This window comes from Sphingomonas sp. AC411, from assembly GCF_979253035.1.
In genome coordinates, this window is sequence record NZ_CEEDAQ010000001.1 from 2,469,057 (window position 1) to 2,490,199 (window position 21,143).

Consider the following 21,143-nt stretch of genomic DNA (forward strand, 5'->3'; position numbering starts at 1 on the left):
GGTCGGCCTGTTGGCTGACGCTTCGATCCCCAGCAGCCGACCCACTTCGGCCCCTCCCTTTCAGGGAGGGGGGAAGTTAGCGGGTCAGGCGGCGGATGAAACCGATCAGGCCGGTCTGGCGCGAGCGTTTCAGCCTCTCCGCCGCGAGGATCGTCTTCACGCCGCGGATGCAGCTGTCAACGTCGTCGTTGACCAGCACGTAATCATAGCCGTCCCAGTGGCTGACCTCGTTCGCCGCGCGCGACATGCGGGCTTCGATCACTTCGGTCGAATCGGTGCCGCGGCTGGTGAGCCTCCGGTGGAGCTCTTCCATCGACGGCGGGAAGATGAAGACGCGGACGACGTCGCCACCGGCGATCTGAAACAGCTGTTGCGCGCCCTGCCAGTCGATGTCGAACAACACGTCCTTGCCGGCTGCCAGCATCTCCTCGACCTGCGCGCGCGGGTGCCGTAGCGGTGGTTGAAGACGTGCGCCCATTCGAGGAACTCGTCCTTCGCGACCATGTCGCGAAAGCCCTCGAGGTCGGTGAAATGGTAATCCTTGCCGTCGACTTCGCCAGGTCGCATCGACCGGGTCGTTACCGAGACCGACATCTCCAGCTCGTGTTCGTCCGCGAGCAATCGGCGCGCGATGGTCGACTTGCCGGCACCGGACGGCGAGGACAGGACGAACAGGACTCCGCGGCGACGGAAACCATGTGGGTCGGACGGAAGTGTGGGGCATGCGCGCCCTTGCCGCGGACTGCGCATGGGCGTCAACCCACCCGCAGTCCGCGCGTGTCATTCTAAGGGCGGATCAGTAGCCCGTCTTGCGCGCCTTGTTGCGGTCATAGGCCTTCTTGGCCGCGTAGCCGCCGCCGAGGATCATGCCAAGCGGGCCCATGCGGCGCATCAGGCCCATCGCCACCACGCCCTTCACTGCGCCCGAGGCGCCGCCCGAACCGTTGCGACGGCCCATCTCGCGGCCGACCAATGCGCTGATAATACGTCCGATCATGATTTCACCTCTCCGAAAACCTGGTCCTTGAGTTCCGCTGCACCGCGCAGCACTGCCCAGCCGATCGCGTAGGTCACGGCCATGGGCACGACGATCTTGAGTACGTTGGCGGTGATCGCACCGATGATCGCGCCGTCCGCGTTGCCGTCGTCGCCGCTCAGCGAGTCGATGCCTGCGCCGATCAGCGCGCCTATGGTCGTTGCGCCCACGTAATTTCTCCTGTCCGTGTGGCGGGTTAGCGCGCGAAGAGCGTTTGGGTTCCCGCGCGCTCGCGTTCTCCTGCGCACGCAGGAGTCCAGGGTCGCGGGCGGCGCGCTTGGTACTTGGGCTCCTGCGTGCGCAGGAGAACGGGAGGTTAGCGGCCGAGCATCGATCTGGGTTTTACGACTCGGTCGAAGGTTTCGACGTCGACCAGGCCGAGCGCGAGGCCGGCTTCCTTGAGCGTCAGGCCTTCGGCGTGGGCGTATTTGGCGATCTTCGCGGCGGCGTCGTAGCCGATCTCGGGGGCGAGCGCGGTGACCAGCATCAGCGAACGGTCGAGCAACTCGGCGATGCGGCCGCGGTTGGGTTCGATGCCGTCGACGCAGCGTTCCGCGAATCCTTCCATCGCGGTCGCGAGCAGGTCGATCGAGCGCAGGACGTTGGCGCCGATCAGCGGCTTGAAGACGTTGAGCTCGAGATGGCCCTGCATCCCGCCGACGGTCACCGCGACGTGATTGCCCATCACCTGGCCGGCGACCATCGTGAGCATCTCACACTGCGTCGGGTTCACCTTGCCCGGCATGATCGAGCTGCCGGGCTCGTTCGCGGGGAGGTCGATCTCGCCGAAGCCGCAGCGCGGGCCCGAGCCGAGCAGGCGGATGTCGTTGGCGATCTTGGTGAGCGCGACCGCCAGCGTATTGAGCGTGCCCGAGAGGTGGACGAGAGGATCGTTAGACGCGAGCGCTTCGAAGCTGTTCTCGGCGGGCATGAACGGGTGGCCGGTGATCTCGGACAGCGTGCGGCAGAAGTCCTCGGCGAACCCCTTGGGCGCGTTCAGGCCGGTGCCGACCGCGGTGCCGCCTTGTGCCAGCCGGTTGGTGCCGTGACTGATGCCCGGCTCGATACGGCGACCGCAGCGATAGACCTGGTTCGCGTACGCCGAGAATTCCTGGCCAAGCGTCAGCGGCGTCGCATCCTGGAGGTGGGTGCGGCCGATCTTGACGATGCCGTCCCACGCGTCGGCCTTGGCTTGCAGCGAATCCTTGCCGGTCGAGTGCCGGGAACAGCCGGCGCGTAGCGGCGAGCGAGGCGGCGATGTGGAGCGCGGTGGGGAAGCTGTCGTTGGACGACTGGCTCATGTTGACGTGGTCGTTGGGGTGGACCGGGACTTGCCGCCGCGGGTGCCGGTGAGGACTTCGTTGGCGCGGCCGGCGATGACCTCGTTGACGTTCATGTTCGACTGCGTGCCGCTGCCGGTCTGCCAGATGACGAGCGGGAACTGGTCGTCGAGCTTGCCGTCGATGACTTCCTGTGCGGCGGAGTCGATGGCTTGAGCGATTTTTTCGTCGAGGCCGTGGGCGCGGTTTACGCGGGCGGCGGCTTGTTTGACGAGGGCTAGCGCGTGGACGATCTCGATCGGCATGCGTTCGCGGCTGGCGAAGGGGAAGTTCTCGATCGAGCGTTCGGTTTGCGCGCCCCAATAAGCGGCGGCGGGGACTTCGATCGGGCCGATCGTGTCGGTTTCTGTGCGGGTGGTCATGGGGAGAGAACCTTCCGGGGCGTGCGGATCCCTCGCCCCTTTGAGGAGAGGGAGGGAGGAGCCGCAGGCGACGGAAGGGTGAGGGGCTTGAGGCTCAGGACGCGTGTCCCAACGCCCTCTCCCTTCCCACCGCAAGCGCGGCGGGCTCCTTCCCTCCCCCGTAGGGGCGAGGGAGTTTGGGTTACTTCTTCCGCTTGAAATCCACGGCTACGACGTTCGAACCGTCTTCGATCGGGACTGCAGTGGGGCCGTCGTTTTCGGCTTCGTCGTGATCGCCAAGCGAATCGTCCGCACCTTCCTGCGCCTGGAAGCGGAGTTCGAAGCTGACCGCCGGGTCCTGGAACGCGGTGATCGCCGAATAGGGGATGACCAGCTTCGAGGGGACTTGGTTGAAGCTGAGCCCGATCGAGAAGCGCTCGTCGTCGACGATCAGGTCCCAATAGCGGTTCTGCATGACAATCGTCATCTCGTCCGGAAAACGCTCGATCAGGCGCTTGGGGATGTCGACGCCGGGCGCCTGCGTCTTGAAGGTGATGTAGAAATGATGCTCGCCGGGCAGCCCGCCGGCCTCCGCGACGGAACCAGGCACGCGGCCGACGACGGCACGCAGGGCTTCTTGCACGATCTCGTCGTACGGAATCAGGCTATCGGGCAGTCCATCGGTCATTCCCCTTGGGTAGCGTCATTCGATTGGCGGTCAAGATTGCATGCGTCGTGGCGCACGTTATGGGAGGTGGCATGCGCACCGCCACGATTACCCGCTCCACCGCCGAGACGGCGATCGACGTCACCGTGAACCTCGATGGGACCGGCGTGTACGACGTCGAGACCGGGGTCGGTTTCTTCGACCACATGCTCGAGCAACCTCGCGCCACTCGCTGATCGATCTGCGCGTGCGGACCAAGGGCGACCTGCACATCGACGAGCACCACACCGTCGAGGATACCGGCATCGCGATCGGGCAGGCGTTCGCGCAGGCGCTCGGCGACAAGAGAGGCATAGTGCGGTACGGCGATGCGTTGTCGCCGATGGACGAGACGCTCACGCGGGTGGCTCTGGATATTTCCGGGCGGCCCTGGCTGGTGTGGAAGGATTTGTTCTCGCAGAAGCGCTTGGGCGGCATGGACACCGAGATGTTCGAGCATTTCTTCCACAGCTTCGCGCAGGCGGCGGGGATCACGCTGCACGTCGAGACGCTATACGGGACGAACAATCACCACATTGCCGAGGCGGCGTTCAAGGGCGTCGCGCGCGCGTTGCGGACAGCGATCGAGATCGATCCGCGCAAGGCAGATGCGATCCCGTCGACCAAGGGGATCCTCTGATGCTCTCCTCCCGCTTGCGGGAGGGGTCGGGGAGGGCCTGGCCTCGATCGTTGGACTCGCGGCTATGTCACTCCCTCCTAACCCCTCCCGCAAGCGGGAGGGGATTTGACGCTAGCCCTCATCGATTACGGCGCGGGGAACCTCCACTCGGTCGAGAACGCGCTGCGGACGGCGGGCTGTGTCGATCTGGTCGTGACCGCGGACGCAGATGTGGTCGCGAAGGCCGACCGGATCGTGTTGCCGGGTGTTGGCGCGTATGGAGCCTGCGCGGCGGCTTTGCGCGCGGTGCCGGGGATGGTCGAGGCGCTGAACCGGCGCGTGCGCGACGAGGGCACGCCGTTTCTCGGGATCTGCGTCGGCATGCAGTTGATGGCCGATGCGGGTGAAGAGATGGGGACCCATGCCGGGCTTGGCTGGATTTCGGGGCGCGTGCGGCGGTTGGAGCCAGGGACGATGGAGGCGAAGGTGCCGCATATGGGCTGGAACGACGTCGTTCCATCCATCCCGCATCGGCTGATCGAACCGGGCGAGGCGTATTTCCTGCATAGTTTCGCGTTTGAGGGCTCGGACGTGCTCGCGACGACCGACCATGCCGGCGCGGTCACCGCGGCGATCGGTCGCGACACGATGATCGGCGTGCAGTTTCATCCTGAGAAGAGCCAGCGCTACGGCCTGGCGTTGCTCGAACGATTCCTGGAGTGGCGGCCGTGAGCCTGATTATTTTCCCCGCAATCGACCTCAAGGCGGGTCAGGTGGTGCGTCTCGCCGAGGGCGATATGGACCGGGCGACGGTGTACGGCGACGATCCGGCGGCGCAGGCGATGCTGTTCGCTAGCGCTGGCGCGGAGCATCTGCATGTGGTCGATCTCGACGGCGCGTTCGCGGGGGCTTCGGTCAATGGCGACGCGGTGCGGTCGATCGTCGCGCAATTTCCGGGGCATGTGCAGCTTGGCGGCGGGATCCGGACGCGGGCCAGCGTCGAGGGCTGGTTCGATCTGGGCGTGTCCCGCGTGGTGATCGGTACGGCGGCGCTGGAGGACCCCGAGTTCGTGCGCGGCGTGGCGAAGGATTTCCCCGGCGGGATCGTCGTCGCGGTCGATGCGAAGGACGGCATGGTCGCGACCAAGGGTTGGGCGGATGTTTCGACGACGACCGCGGTCGATCTCGCGCGGCGGTTCGAGGATGCGGGGGTTGCGTCTTTGCTGTTCACCGATGTCGGGCGCGACGGGATGCTGAAGGGGTGCAACGTCGACGCTACCGTCGACCTGGCGCGGGCGGTGGATATTCCGGTGATCGCCAGCGGTGGCGTGAAGGGATCGCCGAGATTCACGTGCTGGCTTTGCATGTGCGGGACGGGGTCGAGGGCGTGATTACCGGGCGAGCGTTGTACGACGGGCGCCTCGATCTTGCGGCGGCGTTGAGTGTGGCGAAGGCAGCAGGATGATTCACGCGGAGACGCGGAGACGCGGAGATAGTGTTTTCGCGCAGAGCCGCGGAGGACGCAGAATGTCGCTTGGCGCCGCAGGCAGAGATTTGTTCACGCGAAGGCGCAAAGGCGCGAAGAGTGAGAAGGTAAGTAGGCCCGCTCTTCTGCTCACTCTTCGCGCCTTTGCGCCTTCGCGTGAATCATTCTTAGCGGCTTTGCCGCGTCTCCGCGTCTCCGCGTCTCCGCGTGAACACATTCTTCGGCACAGCGCATGACGGTTCGTGCGCGCGTCATTCCGTGTCTCGACGTGGCCGATGGGCGCGTGGTGAAGGGCGTGAACTTCGTCGAACTGCGCGATGCCGGCGATCCGGTCGAGCAGGCGCGGGCGTATGATGCGGCCGGGGCGGACGAACTGTGTTTCCTCGATATCGGGGCGAGCCATGAAGGCCGCGGGACCATCCTCGACGTCGTGCGACGGACCGCGGCGGTGTGCTTCATGCCGTTGACGGTCGGCGGCGGCGTGCGGACGGCGGACGATGCGCGCGCGCTCTTGCTCGCCGGGGCGGACAAGGTGGCGGTCAATTCGGCGGCGGTCGAGCGGCCCGAACTGGTCGCGGATATCGCCGAGCGGTTCGGCAGCCAGTGCTGTGTCGCGAGCGTCGATGCGCGGCGATCGGGTGAAGGCTGGGAAGTGTTCACGCATGGCGGCCGGCGCGCGACCGGGATCGATGCGATCGCGCATGCCTTGAAGCTCGCCGAATTGGGGGCTGGCGAGTTGCTGGTCACGTCGATGGACCGCGACGGGACTCGCAGCGGTTACGACCTCGACCTGATCCGCGCGATTTCGACCGTGTCGGCGTGCCGGTGGTCGCCAGCGGCGGGGTTGGTGGACTCGACGATCTGGTTGCGGGGATCCGTGACGGGCATGCGAGCGCGGTGCTCGCCGCGTCGATCTTTCATTTCGGGCAGGCGTCGATCGGCGACGCGCATGCGGCGCTGGCGGCGGCGGGGATTCCGGTGCGGACGCCGGTTGGCGCGGCCTGACAGGCGTGTCGGTGCTCGCCATACTCGCGGTCGAATCAGGGCATAGCGGCGTCGCGCATCCGCCGACCGGGCTGGCGATGTCGGACGTCGCGCTGTTCGTGTTCGCCGCAATCGGCGTCTGGCTGGTGCGCCGGGCTTTGCGGAAGCGGTTCATCGAGGCCCGTCGACGCAACCTTGCCGAGCGTGAAGCAACGGGTCCACCCAAGAAGGATTGACCCGCCTGCCCGGCTGCGCCAGCACGCCGCGCATGGCAGATCCCGTATTCGACCGCCTCGAAGCGACCATCCGTGCGCGCCGCGATGCGCCCGCCGACACCAGTTACACCGCCAGCCTGTTCGCCAGGGGCGACCGAAGATCGCACAGAAACTGGGCGAGGAAGCCGTCGAGACGGTGATCGCCGCGTGCTCCGGGGACGAGGCGAGCATCGTGCCGGAAGCGGCGGATCTGATGTTTCATCTCGCCGTGCTGCTGGCGGATGCGGGGCTCAGCCTCGACGATGTGCGGGCTGAACTGGAACGGCGCGAGGGGGTCGGCGGGCTGGTCGAGAAGGCGGGTCGAGCGGGCTGACTAGACCCCCTTCCGCTTGCGGGAGGGGTCGGGGAGAGGCATGACGCACACGCTCCGCCGGGATCGGGAAGGCACGCCCCTCCCTAACCCATCCCGCAAGCGGAAGGGGGATTTATGCCGATCGACGCCACCCAGCCCTATGACGACCAGAACATCTTCGCGAAGATCCTGCGCGGCGAGATTCCGTCGAAGCGGGTCTACGAGGACGATTTCGCGATCGCGTTCCACGACATCAATCCGCAGGCGCCGACGCACCTGCTCGTGATCCCCAAGGGCGCGTACGTATCCTGGGACGATTTCTCCGCGCGGGCGCCCGATGCCGAGATCGCCGGGTTCATCCGCGCAGTCGGTACCGTCGCGCGGGCAGCGGTCTCGTCGAGCCGGGCTATCGCCTGCTCGCCAATATCGGCCGGGACGGGCACCAGGAGGTGCCGCACCTGCATGTTCATGTCTTCGGCGGGCGCCCGCTCGGGCCGATGCTCGCGCAATAGCGCAGCTTTCCGCCACTAAACGATTGCACGTAATAAAATTGCCATTAGGCTCGCCGGCTTGAGCAAGGGGGCCATGTTGACCGGCCCTCGTCATCCCCGGGGGTACCGAATTGATTTTTGGTCGCGTAAAATCGCTGGACGCCATTCTGGCGACGGCGGAGAAGAAATCGCTCCACCGATCGCTGGGTGCGTTCCAGCTTACCATGCTCGGCATCGGCTGCGTGATCGGGACGGGCATCTTCGTGCTGACGTCCGCCGCCGCGCAGAAGGCGGGGCCGGGCATGATCCTGAGCTTCATCGTCGCCGGCGCGGTCTGCGTCGTCGCGGCGCTCTGCTATGCCGAGATCGCGGCGATGGCACCGGTCGCCGGCTCCGCCTACACCTATACCTATTCGGTGATGGGCGAACTGCTCGCCTGGACCGTCGGCTGGGCTCTGATCCTCGAATATGCCGTCGCCGCGAGCGCCGTGTCGGTCGGGTGGTCCGGCTATTTCTCGGGCTCGATCCTGCGAGAAACGTTCGGGATAGACCTGCCGCTATGGCTGGCCGCGGGGCCGTACGTGCCGGGCGGTTTCATCAACCTGCCCGCGGTCGTCATCTCGCTGCTCGTCACGTGGCTGCTGATGATCGGCACGACCGAAAGCGCACGCGTCAACGCGGTGCTGGTGACGATCAAGGTCGTCGCGCTGACGGCGTTCGTCGCGCTGACGCTGCCCAAGACGCATGGCGGTAATTTCGAGCCGTTCCTGCCCACCGGTATCCTCGGTAGCAACGGCCTCGGCGTGGTCGGTGCGGCGGCGACGATCTTCTTCGCCTATGTCGGCTTCGACGCGGTCTCGACCGCCGCCGAGGAAACCAAGGATCCGCAACGCAACGTGCCGATCGGCCTGATCGCGTCGCTCGGAATCTGCACCGTGTTCTACATGCTGGTCGCGGCGGGCGCGATCGGGACGATCGGTGGCCAGCCGTTGTTCGGGCCTGATGGGGTGCTCCTTCACGACCGGTTCGCCCGAACTGGCGCGTGCCTGCCTGATCCCTGCCAATGCGCAGGCTCTGGTGTGTTCGAACGAAGCGCTGGCGCACGTGCTGCGCCAGATCGGCTATGCCAATGTCGGCAACTGGATGGGCTATGCGGCCGGCCTCGCGCTGCCGTCGGTGATCCTGATCCTGATGTTCGGCCAGACCCGCATCTTCTTCGTGATGAGCCGCGATGGCCTGTTGCCGGAAGTGCTGAGCCGCGTGCATCCGAAGTGGAAGACGCCCTATATCGTGACCGCGATCACCGGGCTGTTCGTGGCGTTCGCCGCGGCGTTCCTGCCGGTCGGCCAGCTCGCCGACATCGCCAATGCGGGTACGCTGTACGCGTTCATGATGGTCGCGATCGCACTGCTGATCCTGCGCAAGCGCGAGCCGAACCGGCATCGTCCGTTCCGCACGCCGGCCGCGTGGATCGTCGCGCCGCTGACGATCGTCGGCTGCATCGGGCTGTACTTCTCGCTGCCGTACGAGGCGATGGCGGTGCTGCCGATCTGGGGCGCGGTCGGGCTCGTGATCTACTTCCTGTACGGCTACCGGAAGAGCTATCTGGGTCGCGGGATGGCCGATGGCGGCGAGCCGATCGACATGGCGCCGCCCGGCGCGCACTGAGACCGGACATGAAAGCGGCCGCGGGAGGAAACTCCCGCGGCCCTTTTTGTGCTTCCGTCATGCCGGGCTCGTTCCGGCATCCACCGTTCCGCGTACCCACAGCCCGTGAATTTGCGGGACGGTGGCCCCCGGAACAAGTCCGGGGTGACGGAGGTACGCGTCAGCCGATGTGCTTGGCGGCGAGCGCCTTCATGTCGACCATCGGGCGAGCGCCGACATGGCTGATGATCTCGGCCGCGCAGACCGCGCCGAGCTTCAGCGACGCGTGCAGGTCGTAGCCCTGCGCCTGGCCGTGGAGGAAGCCGGCCGCGAACAGGTCGCCGGCGCCGGTGGTGTCGACGACCTTGGCGATCGGCTCGGCCTTCACCTCGGCGCGATTGCCGTTCTGGAGCGCGCAGGCGCCGTGCTCGCCGCGGGTGACGACCAGGGTCGGGACCTGGGCGGAGATCTTGGCGACGGCGGCGTCGAAGTCTTCGGTCTCGGCGAGCGCGGCGAGTTCGCTCTCGTTGGCGAACAGGATGTCGATCAGTCCGTCACTGAGCAGCTGGCGGAAATCGCCGCCGTGGCGCGAGATGCAGAACACGTCGCTGAGCGTGAAGGCGACCTTCCGGCCGGCGTCACGCGCGCAATCGATCGCGGCGCGCATCGCGGCACGCGGCTCCTCGGGATCCCAGAGATAGCCTTCGAGATACAGGATCGCGCTGTCGGCGATCATCGCGGTGTCGATCGCGGTGGCGGGGAGGAACTGGCCAGCGCCGAGAAAGGTGTTCATCGTGCGCTGGCCGTCGGGCGTCACGAAGATCAGGCAGCGGCCGGTGGTCGGGTCGCCGGGACGGACCGGGGTGGCGAACTCGATGCCGATGCTGCGGACGTCGTGCGCGAAGACCTGGCCGAGCTGGTCGTCGGCGACTTGGCCGATGAACCCGCATTTGCCGCCGAGCGCGGCGATGCCGGCGACGGTGTTGGCGGCGGAGCCCCCGAGATTTCCATGCCCGGGCCCATCTTGGCGTAGAGCGCGTCGGCTTCTTCCGACGAGAACATCAGCTGCATCGAGCCCTTCGCGACGCCGATCTCGTCGATGAACGCGTCGGTGGCGGTGCTGAGGATGTCGACAATGGCATTGCCGATCGCGACGACGTCGTAAGTTGGGTTGGACAAGGCGGAACTCCGGGGATGCGGGGAAAACGCTTGCCGTAAATGGCGGGGGGATTGGTGCAACTGGTGTGGGGTGCGTGTTGGCGGAGGGGGCGTGGCCAACGCCATCAGGACCGTCGGAGTTGGAACAGGCCACCACCCCGGCGGAGGCCGGGGCCCAGGTGGAAAGGTCGTCGTAACGGAACGCCGTCCGCCGTTATTGACGTGCCCCAACTGGGCTCCGGCCTCCGCCGGGGTGGTGGCCTTGCTTGCTGGTTTCCGCGATCTACTCGGTTTTTTGGTGACGCCGGTCATGGCGGTCATGGCAGTCAAGTCTGTACAGCAGGTGTTGGTCGATCCATGCGCCCGTAGCGGCCGCGCGCCTTCTGTTCTCTCGCGAACGCGGGGGTCCAGGGTCTCGGGCAGTGTGCTTGGTTCAGCTGGGCCCCGCGTCCGCGGGGAACGGGTCATGCGTTCTTTTAGAGATCGCGCTTTCAGAAAAGCGCGCTTTAGAAATTGCCCGCACCTCCAAATCTCGGAGCTTCGTTGACCTTGCGCCGCCCCCGCGTCATCCCGTCCACATGATCCGCGCTCTCCTCCTCTCGCTCCGGCAGCTCACCGATCCGCCGGTTCTCCGCGTGTTCGTGAAGTCGATGGCGGTGACGTTGCTCGTGTTCGCCGTAGCGGGCGTCGGTGTGTGGTGGGGGACGCAGGCGGCGTTGGCGGCGTGGCTCGGCTGGGATGCGGACGGGCTGGCGGCGGCGTTCGCGCTGTTCGTCACGATCCTGGCGCTGTGGCTGCTGTTTCGCGCGGTCGCGATCGCGGTCGTCGGCGTGTTTGCGGACGAGGTGGTCGCGGCGGTCGAAGCTCGGCATTATCCCGAGGCGCTGAAGACCGCCCGCCCCGTGCCCTTCGCGCGCAGCCTCACGATGGGGCTCCGGTCGGCAGGCCGCGTGGTGCTCGTCAACCTTGCTATGTTGCCCGTCTACATCGCGCTGCTCGTCACCGGAGTCGGCACCGCGGCCGCGTTCTTCGTCGTCAATGGCTGGCTGCTCGGGCGCGATCTCGGCGACATGGTGGCGGCGCGGCACATGGACGCGGCGGCGATGCGGGGCTGGCGTGCGACGACCAAGGGCGGGCGGTTCATGCTGGGGCTTGCGAACACCGGGCTGTTCGTGGTTCCGATCCTCAACATCGCCGCGCCCGTGCTGGGGGCAGCGATGGCGACGCATTATTTCCACAGCCAATATTTCCATAAGGGCCGAGCATGACGCGATTGACCACCATAGCCGTCGCGCTGGCGCTCGGCGGCGGGCTCGCGGGTTGCGCGGCACCGGTCGCCAAGCCCGCGGTCGGGCGCCCGGCGATCCCGTATACGAGCGTCGGCCTGGAGCGCGTGCTGGGGCAGGACGCCGCCGGCCTGACCAAGCTGTTCGGCCAGCCCGACGCCGATGTCCGAGAAGGCTCGGCACGCAAGCTCCAGTTCCAGAGCGGCATCTGCGTGCTCGACGCGTATCTGTATCCCAAGGGATCGGACGCCCCCCGCGTCACCTATCTCGACGCGCGCGAACCCGACGGCAGCACGATCGACCGCGCCAGCTGCGTGGCGGCGCTGACCCGGCGCGAGGGTGGACGGTAGCGGCGGATTTCGCCCAAACCCAGACATTCACCGGCCTGCACTGCGCTTACGAGTGCAGACGTTCGTTCATCACATTTCCCGAAAGTAGCAGCACCCTAGACGGCGCCTCACTGCCTACCCATGTGGCAATATGAAAGGGGACCAACATGGTCAGTACATCCAATGATGGCATAATGTCCGAGTATCTCGTAAAGTACGGCTTGGCGAAAACGAGCGAGCGTGAGCGGCCCACGGACTTGCTAGAGACGCTTTATATCTCGGAGCGCTTTCAAGCTGGTGATGATCTTAAGACGGTCCGTGAAAATTACGATCACGGTGTATGGAACGGTGTGCCAAGTTCCGAGGTAGATCGTCGTTTAGCCGCGTTGGACGTTTTTATGATCGAGCTTGCCCGCAACCGGGCGAGGATGTGGGGCATCAACTAGGTACGAATGCACGTCCGGTAACGGGTGACAGCTACCGTTACCGGACCGAATGCTCTCCTTCCCACTACGGACAACGAATTCTTACGAGCAGTTGTTCTCGCAGAAAGTCGCAACGACGTAGATGATGAAGAGAAACGGTACGAGCAGAACGGCTAGGCAACCCCAACCGAGAGCTTTGTAAACGGCGCTGGGTGGATCGCTCCAGCGCGGCGGGTCACTGTCTTGCTCGTCAATCATGTCGTTATCATAGCTGTGGCATCAACAGGCACAACGGCAGCTTTCCTCCCCAAATCGGACGTCGCTTGGTCGTCACGCGTCTACGCGGCGCAGGTCCATTCGGTGACGACGGAGTCGTCGGCTTCTCGGGGTAGAAGGCGGCGGCGCTCGGCCTGACAGCGTAGGTCGTCGAGCCGGGCAAGTGCCCATATCGCGGCGCCTCGGACTATCGGGGCTTCGTCGGCGAGCAGCTCGACAACCGGTTCGACTAGCGCTGGATCGCCGCTGTTGCCCGCTGCGATCAGCGCGTTGCGGATCATCCGGTCGCGGCCGATGCGCTTGATGGGGGAGCCGGCGAAGACCGTGCGGAAGGTGGCGTCGTCGAGCGCGAGGATGTCGGCCAACTCGGGCGCGACCAGTTCCGCGCGGGGGTGGAAGGCCAGGTTCGCGTTGGCCGAGGCGGCGAACTTGTTCCAGGGGCAGACGGCGAGGCAGTCGTCGCAGCCGTAGATGCGGTTGCCGATCGCCGCGCGGAACTCGTGCGGGATCGGGCCGGCATGCTCGATCGTGAGGTAGGAGATGCAGCGGCGGGCGTCGAGCTGGTATGGCCGCGGGAACGCATCGGTCGGGCAGGCGGTCTGGCACGCGTCGCAACTGCCGCAGGTGTCGACGCCGCCGCGGTCCGGTTCCAAGTCCAGCGTCGTGTAGATCGCGCCGAGGAACAGCCAGCTGCCATGCTCGCGGCTGACGAGATTGGTGTGCTTGCCCTGCCAGCCCAACCCGGCGGCTTCGGCGAGCGGCTTCTCCATCACCGGCGCGGTGTCGACGAACACCTTCAGGTCGAACGGCGGCAAGTCGCGTCCCGCTTCTGCCGCCAGCCAGCGACCGAGCGCCTTCAACTGGCGTTTCACGACATCGTGATAATCCGGGCCCTGCGCATAAACCGAGATGCGCCCTACCCCGCCTTCGTCCGCCAACCGCAGGGGATCGTCCTTCGGCGCATAGCTCATACCGAGCGCGACGACGCTGCGGACTTCGGGCCAGAGGCCGGCGGGGCTTTCGCGGTGGTGCTTGCGCTCCTCCATCCAGATCATGTCGCCGTGGCGGCCGTCCGCGAGCCACTGGTGGAGCCGTTCGCCCGCCAGTGGCGCGGCGTCGGCGTGCGCGATTCCGCAGGCGGCAAAACCCACTTCGGCCGCTTTGGCCTTAAGTCGGTGTTCCAGCTTGTCTTGCGCCACGTCCGACCGCTACCACGACGTCACCCTCGGGAGGAAGATTGCGCGTGAACGATGAATGGGCGGTCACCGCGAGCGGGATCGTGAAGCGGTTCGGCGACCGGCGCGTGGTCGACGGGGTGGATATCATGGTGCCGCGCGGCTCGGTGTACGGCGTGCTCGGGCCCAATGGCGCGGGCAAGACGACGACGCTGCGCATGCTGCTTGGGATCATCGAGCCCGACGAGGGTAGCCGCACGCTGCTCGGCTACGACAATCCGCGCGATGCGAGCGACCGGGTCGGCTATCTGCCCGAGGAACGCGGGCTGTATCCGGCGATGAAGGCGCGCGAGGCGATCGCGTTCCTGGGGGCTCTGCGCGGGCTCGACTGGAAGACCGGCCGCGAGCGCGCGGTGGTGCTGATGGAGGCCGCGGGCCTTGGCCATGCGGTCGACGAGAAGATCTGGAAACTGTCGAAGGGCATGGCGCAGCTGGTGCAGTTGCTAGGCTCGGTAGTGCACCAGCCCGACCTGCTCGTGCTCGACGAGCCGTTCTCGGGGCTCGATCCGGTCAATCAGGAGCGGCTCGAGAAGCTGATCCTCGCCGAGCGCGACCGCGGCGCGACGATCCTGTTCTCGACGCATATCATGAGCCACGCCGAGCGACTCTGCGACCGGTTGGCGATCATCGCCGGCGGTAAGCGACGGTTCGAGGGGACGGTGGCGGACGCGCGCGGGATCTTACCGCAGCGGGTGCATTATACCCCGCATCGGCCCGATCCGGCGATCCGGGGTGTGCTGCCTGCGGATGCGGTGGCGGACGGGGATAGCTGGCGGTTCGAGTTGCCGAACGAGGGGATCGAGAGTTTGCTCGTGAGGCTGATCGACGCGGGGTACGGGATTTCGGGGCTGTCGATCGAGCGGCCCGGGCTCCACGAGGCATTCGTCCGGATCGTCGGCCAGCATGGCGACGTCGCGCAGGAGCAGGCAGCATGACGCGCTTCCGTCGGACGCTCCGCCAGACCTTCACGATCGCACGCCGCGACTTCATCGCTACCGTCTTCACGCCGATCTTCCTGCTGTTCCTGTTCGCGCCGGTCATCATGGGATCGTTCGGCGCGATCGGTGGGCTGGGCGCGGCGAGCGTCAGCGGCGGTGCGCAGGACAAGACGCGGATCATCGCGATCGTCCCCGCCGCGACATCGCGACCGATCGCCGAAGCCGATACGCGATTGCGCGGGATGTTCCGCGAGGACGAGGCACCGCCCGCGCTGACCACCGTCGCGCCGTTGGCCGATCCGGCGGCGCAGGCGCGCGCGGCGTTCGAGACGAAGGATATCGACGCGTCGGCGGTGATCTATGGTTCGCTCGACGCGCCGCAGATCCTGTATGGTCCGCGCGGAAAGCGCTCGGCGGATTATCTCGGATTGCTGGCGCAGACGACGCTGGCCGCGCAGAAGCTCGGCGGCACGCTGCCCGCGATCGCCGCGACCAAGACGCAGATCACGCGCTCGACCACCTCGGTCGGGGGCCAGCATCAATCCGCCTTCTTCGCGGTGTTCGGGATCTTCTTCCTGACGCTGTTCCTGTCGGGTCAGGTCGTCGGCACGATGGCCGAAGAGCGCAACAACAAGGTGATCGAGGTGCTCGCCGCCGCGGTGCCGCTCGAATCGGTGTTCTTCGGCAAGCTGATCGGGATGTTCGGCGTCGCGGTGCTGTTCGTCGCGTTCTGGGGCACCGTCGTCACGCAGATCACGACACTGATGCCGGCGGGCGCGGCGGCGGCGCTGGGCGACCTGGCGCCGGCAGTCGGCGGTCCGATGTTCGCGCTGCTGTTCGCTGCGTATTTCAGCATGGCGTATCTGCTGCTCGGGTCCGTGTTCCTCGGCGTCGGCGCGCAGGCCTCGACGATGCGCGAGATCCAGATGCTGTCGTTGCCGATCACGATCCTGCAGGTCGCGATGTTCGGGCTGTCGTCGGCGGCGGTTTCGCGGCCGGGAAGCTGGATCGCGACGGTCGCCGAGCTGTTCCCGCTGTCGTCGCCGTTCGCGATGGCCGGGCGCGCGGCGAACTCGGCCGAGCTGTGGCCGCATGTCGCGGCGCTGGCGTGGCAGGCTCTATGGGTGACGATCTTCATCACGGTCGGGGCGCGGCTGTTCCGGCGGGGGTGCTGCAATCCGGGAGTGCCCGGCCGTTCTGGCGTCGCAAGGCGAAGGCGGCGGCTTAGGTTTTGCAATCCTCCCCGCCCGGGGAGGTGGCTGGCGCTTGCCAGACGGAGGGGAGGAAAGGGTAACCTCTGTTGCGTGTCCTCCTCCGTCGCCTTCGGCGCCACCTCCCCTTGCGGGGGAGGATCTCTCGGTTACGGCCCAACCCTGTTGACATAAGTGTCAGCAAAGCCTTTCCTGTGGCAAAATACGGGAGAGAGACGATGGCGACTCTGGTGAGAGACGTGGCGCAGCACGCGGTCGATCCGCTCGATGTGAGCCGTGCCGAACTGTACCGCGACGATATGTGGCAGGCGCCTTTCAAGACGCTGCGGGCCGAGTCGCCGGTCCATTATGTCGAGCATTCCGACTATGGGCCGTACTGGTCCGTCTCGAACTACAAGGGCATCGTCGAGGTCGAATCGCTCCCCGACCTCTATTCGTCCGAAGCCGGCGGCATAACGATCGCCGATTTCGTCGCCGAGCGCGATGTCCGCATGCCGATGTTCATCGCGCGCGACCGGCCCGTGCATACCGGCCAGCGCCGCACCGTCGCGCCCGCCTTCACGCCGAGCGAGATAACGCGGATGTCGGGCGATATCCGCCGGCGGACGGCGGACATGCTCGACAGTCTGCCGTGGAACACGCGCTTCGACTGGGTCGATACCGTCGCGATCGAACTGACCACGCAGATGCTCGCGATCCTGTTCGATTTTCCGTGGGCCGATCGCCGCAAGTTGACCCTCTGGTCGGACTGGGCGGGCGACATCGAGATCGTGAAGAACGAGGAACTGCGCGCGCAGCGGCTCGCCCATATGTTCGAATGCGGTTCGTATTTCAAAGGGTTATGGGACGCGAAGATCGATAAGCCGCCGACGCCCGACCTCATCTCGATGATGATCCATTCGGACGCGATGAGTCACATGGATCACAACGAATTTATCGGTAATCTCATCCTGCTGATCGTCGGCGGCAACGACACCACGCGCAATTCGATGTCGGCGCTGGCGTATGGGCTGGACAAGTTTCCGAATCGCGGGCCAAGCTGGAAGCGGATCCTTCGCTGATCCCGAACGCGGTGAGCGAGATCCTGCGCTGGCAGACGCCGCTTGCACATATGCGGCGGACCGCGACCGCCGATGCGGAGCTGATGGGGCAGCAGATCAAGGCGGGCGACAAGCTGATCCTCTGGTATCTGTCGGCGAACCGCGACGAGAGCGTGTTCGGCGACGATGCGGATGCGCTCGTGGTGGATCGGCCGAACGCGCGGCGGCATCTGGCGTTCGGGCACGGCATCCACCGCTGCGTCGGTGCGCGGCTGGCGGAAATGCAGATCGCGATTTTGCTGGAGGAGATGGCCAAGCGGCGGATGCGGATCACCGTGGTGGACGAGCCGACGCGGGTGAGCGCGTGCTTCGTCCACGGGTATCGCACGCTGCCGGTGGAAATCAGCAAATACTGAGGATTGGCATCACCTTATCCGGTGGTTCGGCCGTACCTATATCCGAACCATGGAGACGAACATGACCCAGGACCGCCGCGCTTTTCTCACGCTTGCCGGGGCGGGTGCCGCTGGCTTTGCCTTGTGGGGTGCTCGTCGCAGCCTGCGCAGGCTGCGGAGCGATCTCGAGGTGACGCTGACCGATGCGCAGTGGCGCAAGAAGCTGTCGCCGGATGCGTATAATACGCTGCGCAAGGAGGGTACCGAGCGGCCCTATTCCAGCCCGCTGAATGGCGAGCATCGCGCGGGGATATTCTCGTGCGGCGGGTGTGGCCTGCCGAACTTCTCATCGAAGACCAAGTTCGAGAGTGGGACCGGATGGCCTAGCTTCTGGCAACCGCTTCCGAACGCCGTTCGCACGCGGGTGGATCTGACGCTGGGGATGGCGCGGACCGAGGTGCATTGCCGGCGGTGTGGCGGGCATTTGGGCCACGTGTTCGACGATGGGCCCAAGCCGACCGGGAAGCGGTACTGCATGAATGGTGATGCGCTTACGTTCAAGGCTGCTTGAGGGCGAGCGCCTCCTAGATGCGCCACTACGTATACTGCTAGGCACGTAAAACTTGTTCTCCCGCGAAGGCGGGAGTCAGACTCAGGTCTCCCGCATTCGCGGGAGAACAACAAAGTAAGCTACCCGGCGCGCTGTTTTTGCCCCGCCCCGGCGGAGGCCGGGGTCTAGTTGGGGGACGTCGCTAACAAGGGTGGCGCGCTGTTACGGCCACCTTTCCAACTGGGCCCCGGCCTTTGCCGGGGTGGTTTCTTTGGGAAGATCGAGGCGCTGAACTTTCAGGCGGCGATCAGTAGCGAAACTTTTGGACTGCTAATGTCGGAGCCGGCGGGGAATGCCGAAGCGAGCCCCGCACCCCACCCCAAAGGCAAACCTCAGTTCGCCTCGTTCACCAGCGTGAAGATGCCGCGGGGGTCGGTCGGGCCGTGCTGAATCGTTGCGAGCTGTGCGGCGTTGGCGCGCTGCGTTGCGGTGATGGTGCGGGTGGCGCTGGCCATCTGGTACGAGGGCTGCGCGTCGAGCGTGTCGCCGGCGGGCGCGTGGCCCGAATAGATGAAGCCCTTAGTCGGGTAGACCGAGGTGCCGAGGTCGCCCTGCGGACCGTACCAGACCTTAACCTTGCTCCAGTCGCCGGCGTCCGAGACGTCGATCGCGCGGACGTTGGTCTCGACGGCGCCGGGGCGCGACCAGTTGGCGTGGGTGAGGAGAACTTCGCGGTCGCTGACGACCTTCGAGACCATCGCGACATGGCCGACGCGCATCCGCGAGGTCGGCGAGAAAGCGAGGACCGAACCGGCCTTAGGGCTGTGGCCGCGCTCGTAGCGGCCAGCGGCCTGATCCCACCAGGTGTTTGCGTTGCCGCGGATTTCGATCCCCGAAACCGAGCGGGCGAACGTGACACACTGCCAGAACTGGCTGCTGCCGGTGTGGCCGTCATCAGGCCGCACGATACCACCAGCGCAAAACGCGCTGCTAACGCCTTGAAATTCATCGAGACCCCCGGCCAAAACCCGTTCGTCACAGTCTGGCTACGGGAGGTTCGATTTAATTGAAATACGCGGCGGAACCATATCCGACGAAGCGTGTTACCGCGCCGACCAACGCCCGAAACAGGGCCCCGTCAGGCTCAGTTCATCAGTTTCCAGCCGGTTATGCGGTCCACGGTGACCTGCGTGACCGCATGATAGCCCGGCCGCGCCTTGCCGTAGATGTCCATCGCCAGCTTGTGACCCCAGTCGCCCGAGTCCATCATCTGCTGGAACAGCGGCGCGACGAATTTGCGCCTCCTGCGAAGTCAGGAACTGCTCGACCGAGGCGTTGGCAGGCGCATAGTGATTGGCAAGCGCGAGTTGCAGCCAGGCGAAGCGGATCTCCGAATTGCCCGTCGTGTTCCAGCCGAACGCGTCGTCGAGCGTCTTCAGCCGCTCGGTCGGGAGTTTGCGCGGCAACTGCGTGATGAAGCGCGTGATCTCCTGCGTGGTCGCCTTGCCCGGAACCGCCGACACCGCCCCCTGCCGCGTAGGCCTTCGCCGCCGCATCGACCGCAGGGAACGCGGCGGACGTGACATGCACCGCGTTCGCCGGGATACCGGGTTGGTAGACCCACGTGTCGACGCCGATCGTCTTCGCTTCGGCCGGGGTGAGCAGCTTCGACTTGAGGTCGGCAAGGAAGCCGGCGCTGGTCTGCGGCTGGAAGGCGTGGCGGTCGAAATAGCTGCGGAGGTATGCGTCCCACCGCGCGCGGCCGACCTGCTTCTCGATCGTACGGAGGAAGGCCGCGCCCTTGTCATAGGCGATCTGCGTCATGCCGTCGTCGGGATCGCGCGATGCGTCTAGCTCGAGGTGGAGTTGCGTGTCCTTCGCGGCGGGGCCGCCGGCCTCCTTCACCGCGGCGAGCATGTCGGTCCAGGCGAGGTCGGCCTCCATGTCGGCGCGGCGCTTACCGTACAGCGCCTCCATGATCCGGTTCTCGAAATAGCTGGTGAAGCCTTCGTTGAGCCAGAAATCGTCCCACGTCGCGTTCGTCACGAGGTTGCCGGACCAGCTGTGTGCGAGTTCGTGCGCGATCAACGAGACGAGGCTGCGGTCGCCGGCGATCGCGGTCGGCGTGGCGAAGGTGAGCGTCGGGTTCTCCATGCCGCCGAACGGGAACGACGGCGGCAGGACCAGCACGTCGTAGCGGCCCCAGCGATATGGGCCGTACAGCCCTTCCGCGGCGGCGACGAATTTCTCGAGCTCGCCGAATTCATAGGCGGCCTTGGGCAGCGTCGCGGGTTCGGCCCAGATCCCGGTGCGCGGGCCGGTCGACTTGAACGCGATGTCGCCGACCGCGAGCGCGATCAGATAGGGCGCAACGGGCTTGTCCATCTTGTATGCGAAGGTGCAGCGATCGGCGGTGCAGGTTTTACCCGCCGCATCTGCGACACGGTCCCCGCTCATCACCGCGGTCAGCTGCTTGGGGACGGCGATCTTGGCTTCCCAGGTCTGGCGGATGCCGGGGAGTCCTGCGTCGGAATCCAGCTGCGGTTGAGGATCGCCTCGCCCTGGCTGAACAGGAACGGCTGTTTCTTGCCCGCGGTCTGTGCAGGGGTAAGCCATTGCAGCGCCTTCGCGTCGGGCGAGGAGGCGTAGGCGATGCGGATCTTCTTCGCGCCGTTGAGCGTGACGGTCAGCGGTGCGCCGTGGATCTTGTCGACCGCGCCGACCGAGTAGGGAGCGGCTTGCCGGCCATGTCGGTGATGTTGACGATCTTCAGGCCGTTGTCGTCGAGCACGACCTGCTTGGCGCCGGGGGCCGCGAGGATGTCGAGGGTGGCGATGCCGCGGATGACGTGGGTGTCGAAGTCGGCCGCGAGATCCAGCGCGACGTGCGTGACGCGGGCCTCGGTAGGGCGGGCATAGCTGTGCGGGTCGCGCGCGTCGGGGGTGGAGAGGATCGGCGCGATCGTCTGTGCGACGGCGGGGGATGCGAGGACGAGACCGAGGGCGGTGGCTAGTGCGGGGATGCGCATGGGAATCTCCGATGGTGCCGTTGCCCGGCAATTGGGGCGGCCAAGCCTCGGTCCT

At 66.1% G+C, this 21,143-nt stretch carries 14 protein-coding genes and 13 pseudogenes; 15 read left to right on the plus strand and 12 right to left on the minus strand.

Annotated features, from left to right (window positions below):
• Positions 1–199: 199 nt before the first annotated feature.
• From gmk to AC0IX7_RS12690, 5 genes and pseudogenes are all read right to left on the minus strand, one after another.
• Positions 200–750: pseudogene (gene gmk, locus AC0IX7_RS12670) on the minus strand (guanylate kinase); the annotation flags it as partial.
• A gap of 46 nt (positions 751–796) precedes the next feature.
• A complete protein-coding gene (locus AC0IX7_RS12675) occupies positions 797–997 on the minus strand; it encodes a hypothetical protein (RefSeq protein WP_128453992.1) in 201 nt (66 codons plus the stop codon).
• The gene (locus AC0IX7_RS12680; RefSeq protein WP_248522625.1) at positions 994–1,206 is read right to left on the minus strand and encodes a hypothetical protein; all 213 of its coding nucleotides are present in this window, start codon (positions 1,204–1,206) and stop codon (positions 994–996) included. The genes AC0IX7_RS12675 and AC0IX7_RS12680 overlap by 4 nt, the downstream gene beginning before the upstream one ends.
• Positions 1,207–1,352: 146 nt before the next feature.
• Positions 1,353–2,738 (minus strand): annotated as a pseudogene (fumC, locus tag AC0IX7_RS12685) (class II fumarate hydratase).
• A 181-nt stretch (positions 2,739–2,919) separates the two neighbouring features.
• Positions 2,920–3,405, minus strand: coding sequence for an SspB family protein (locus tag AC0IX7_RS12690; protein WP_471812199.1), 486 nt, complete (start codon positions 3,403–3,405; stop codon positions 2,920–2,922).
• A 71-nt stretch (positions 3,406–3,476) separates the two neighbouring features.
• Here AC0IX7_RS12690 and hisB point away from each other — a divergent pair.
• From hisB to AC0IX7_RS12730, 8 genes and pseudogenes are all read left to right on the plus strand, one after another.
• A pseudogene (hisB, locus tag AC0IX7_RS12695) lies at positions 3,477–4,063 on the plus strand (imidazoleglycerol-phosphate dehydratase HisB).
• Between the two features lie 105 nt (positions 4,064–4,168).
• Complete coding sequence (hisH, locus tag AC0IX7_RS12700; RefSeq protein ID WP_471812200.1) at positions 4,169–4,774, plus strand: imidazole glycerol phosphate synthase subunit HisH; 606 nt, start codon at positions 4,169–4,171, stop codon at positions 4,772–4,774.
• A pseudogene (gene hisA / locus AC0IX7_RS12705) lies at positions 4,771–5,507 on the plus strand (1-(5-phosphoribosyl)-5-[(5-phosphoribosylamino)methylideneamino]imidazole-4-carboxamide isomerase). Before hisH ends, hisA begins: the two are co-directional and overlap by 4 nt.
• Before the next feature lie 253 nt (positions 5,508–5,760).
• A pseudogene (hisF, locus tag AC0IX7_RS12710) lies at positions 5,761–6,533 on the plus strand (imidazole glycerol phosphate synthase subunit HisF).
• Between the two features lie 5 nt (positions 6,534–6,538).
• Positions 6,539–6,748 carry a hypothetical protein gene (locus AC0IX7_RS12715; protein WP_471812201.1) on the plus strand — a complete coding sequence of 70 codons (210 nt, stop codon included), beginning with the start codon at positions 6,539–6,541 and terminating at the stop codon, positions 6,746–6,748.
• 32 nt (positions 6,749–6,780) lie between these two features.
• Positions 6,781–7,100: pseudogene (locus AC0IX7_RS12720) on the plus strand (phosphoribosyl-ATP diphosphatase).
• 114 nt (positions 7,101–7,214) lie between these two features.
• Positions 7,215–7,591 (plus strand): annotated as a pseudogene (locus AC0IX7_RS12725) (histidine triad nucleotide-binding protein).
• A gap of 110 nt (positions 7,592–7,701) precedes the next feature.
• Positions 7,702–9,238: pseudogene (locus tag AC0IX7_RS12730) on the plus strand (amino acid permease).
• Between the two features lie 160 nt (positions 9,239–9,398).
• Here AC0IX7_RS12730 and AC0IX7_RS12735 read toward each other — a convergent pair.
• Positions 9,399–10,396, minus strand: a pseudogene (locus tag AC0IX7_RS12735) (adenosine kinase).
• 557 nt (positions 10,397–10,953) lie between these two features.
• Between AC0IX7_RS12735 and AC0IX7_RS12740 the strand changes: the two are divergent.
• The 3 genes from AC0IX7_RS12740 (at position 10,954) to AC0IX7_RS12750 (ending at position 12,436) form a co-directional block, all read left to right on the plus strand.
• Positions 10,954–11,643, plus strand: a complete 690-nt coding sequence (locus tag AC0IX7_RS12740; protein ID WP_471812203.1) for an EI24 domain-containing protein — start codon at positions 10,954–10,956, stop codon at positions 11,641–11,643.
• Positions 11,640–12,011, plus strand: coding sequence for a hypothetical protein (locus AC0IX7_RS12745; RefSeq protein ID WP_471812204.1), 372 nt, complete (start codon positions 11,640–11,642; stop codon positions 12,009–12,011). Before AC0IX7_RS12740 ends, AC0IX7_RS12745 begins: the two co-directional genes overlap by 4 nt.
• A 173-nt stretch (positions 12,012–12,184) precedes the next feature.
• Complete coding sequence (locus AC0IX7_RS12750) at positions 12,185–12,436, plus strand: hypothetical protein (RefSeq protein ID WP_471812205.1); 252 nt, start codon at positions 12,185–12,187, stop codon at positions 12,434–12,436.
• Positions 12,437–12,753: 317 nt separating this feature from the next.
• Here AC0IX7_RS12750 and queG read toward each other — a convergent pair whose 3' ends face one another.
• Complete coding sequence (queG, locus tag AC0IX7_RS12755; protein WP_471812206.1) at positions 12,754–13,890, minus strand: tRNA epoxyqueuosine(34) reductase QueG; 1,137 nt, start codon at positions 13,888–13,890, stop codon at positions 12,754–12,756.
• A gap of 44 nt (positions 13,891–13,934) precedes the next feature.
• Between queG and AC0IX7_RS12760 the strand changes: the two genes are divergently transcribed.
• The 4 genes and pseudogenes from AC0IX7_RS12760 (at position 13,935) to msrB (ending at position 18,081) form a co-directional block, all read left to right on the plus strand.
• On the plus strand, positions 13,935–14,861 hold the full coding sequence (locus tag AC0IX7_RS12760; RefSeq protein WP_471812207.1) for an ABC transporter ATP-binding protein: 927 nt from the start codon (positions 13,935–13,937) through the stop codon (positions 14,859–14,861).
• Positions 14,858–16,249, plus strand: a complete 1,392-nt coding sequence (locus AC0IX7_RS12765; RefSeq protein ID WP_471812208.1) for an ABC transporter permease — start codon at positions 14,858–14,860, stop codon at positions 16,247–16,249. Before AC0IX7_RS12760 ends, AC0IX7_RS12765 begins: the two co-directional genes overlap by 4 nt.
• A gap of 44 nt (positions 16,250–16,293) precedes the next feature.
• A pseudogene (locus tag AC0IX7_RS12770) lies at positions 16,294–17,531 on the plus strand (cytochrome P450).
• Positions 17,532–17,592: 61 nt separating this feature from the next.
• Positions 17,593–18,081 carry a peptide-methionine (R)-S-oxide reductase MsrB gene (msrB, locus tag AC0IX7_RS12775; protein WP_471812209.1) on the plus strand — a complete coding sequence of 163 codons (489 nt, stop codon included), beginning with the start codon at positions 17,593–17,595 and terminating at the stop codon, positions 18,079–18,081.
• 512 nt (positions 18,082–18,593) lie between these two features.
• Here msrB and AC0IX7_RS12780 read toward each other — a convergent pair.
• The 5 genes and pseudogenes from AC0IX7_RS12780 to AC0IX7_RS12800 all read right to left on the minus strand — a co-directional run.
• Positions 18,594–19,069: pseudogene (locus tag AC0IX7_RS12780) on the minus strand (CHAP domain-containing protein); the annotation flags it as partial.
• 135 nt (positions 19,070–19,204) lie between these two features.
• On the minus strand, positions 19,205–19,327 hold the full coding sequence (locus AC0IX7_RS12785) for a hypothetical protein (RefSeq protein WP_471812210.1): 123 nt from the start codon (positions 19,325–19,327) through the stop codon (positions 19,205–19,207).
• A 97-nt stretch (positions 19,328–19,424) separates the two neighbouring features.
• A pseudogene (locus AC0IX7_RS12790) lies at positions 19,425–19,868 on the minus strand (hypothetical protein); the annotation flags it as partial.
• Positions 19,789–20,676, minus strand: a pseudogene (locus AC0IX7_RS12795) (M1 family aminopeptidase); the annotation flags it as partial. The pseudogenes AC0IX7_RS12795 and AC0IX7_RS12790, both read right to left, overlap by 80 nt.
• Before the next feature lie 70 nt (positions 20,677–20,746).
• Positions 20,747–21,088, minus strand: coding sequence for a hypothetical protein (locus AC0IX7_RS12800; protein WP_471812211.1), 342 nt, complete (start codon positions 21,086–21,088; stop codon positions 20,747–20,749).
• Positions 21,089–21,143 lie beyond the last annotated feature (55 nt).

Coding starts and splice junctions, on each gene's coding strand:
- AC0IX7_RS12800 (WP_471812211.1), bottom strand. CDS start 21,088: ATGCGCATCCCCGCACTAGCCACCGCCCTCGGTCTCGTCCTCGCATCC.
- AC0IX7_RS12690 (WP_471812199.1), bottom strand. CDS start 3,405: ATGACCGATGGACTGCCCGATAGCCTGATTCCGTACGACGAGATCGTG.
- AC0IX7_RS12785 (WP_471812210.1), bottom strand. CDS start 19,327: ATGGACTCGGGCGACTGGGGTCACAAGCTGGCGATGGACATCTACGGC.
- AC0IX7_RS12675 (WP_128453992.1), bottom strand. CDS start 997: ATGATCGGACGTATTATCAGCGCATTGGTCGGCCGCGAGATGGGCCGT.
- AC0IX7_RS12745 (WP_471812204.1), top strand. CDS start 11,640: ATGACGCGATTGACCACCATAGCCGTCGCGCTGGCGCTCGGCGGCGGG.
- AC0IX7_RS12765 (WP_471812208.1), top strand. CDS start 14,858: ATGACGCGCTTCCGTCGGACGCTCCGCCAGACCTTCACGATCGCACGC.
- AC0IX7_RS12740 (WP_471812203.1), top strand. CDS start 10,954: ATGATCCGCGCTCTCCTCCTCTCGCTCCGGCAGCTCACCGATCCGCCG.
- msrB (WP_471812209.1), top strand. CDS start 17,593: ATGACCCAGGACCGCCGCGCTTTTCTCACGCTTGCCGGGGCGGGTGCC.
- AC0IX7_RS12750 (WP_471812205.1), top strand. CDS start 12,185: ATGTCCGAGTATCTCGTAAAGTACGGCTTGGCGAAAACGAGCGAGCGT.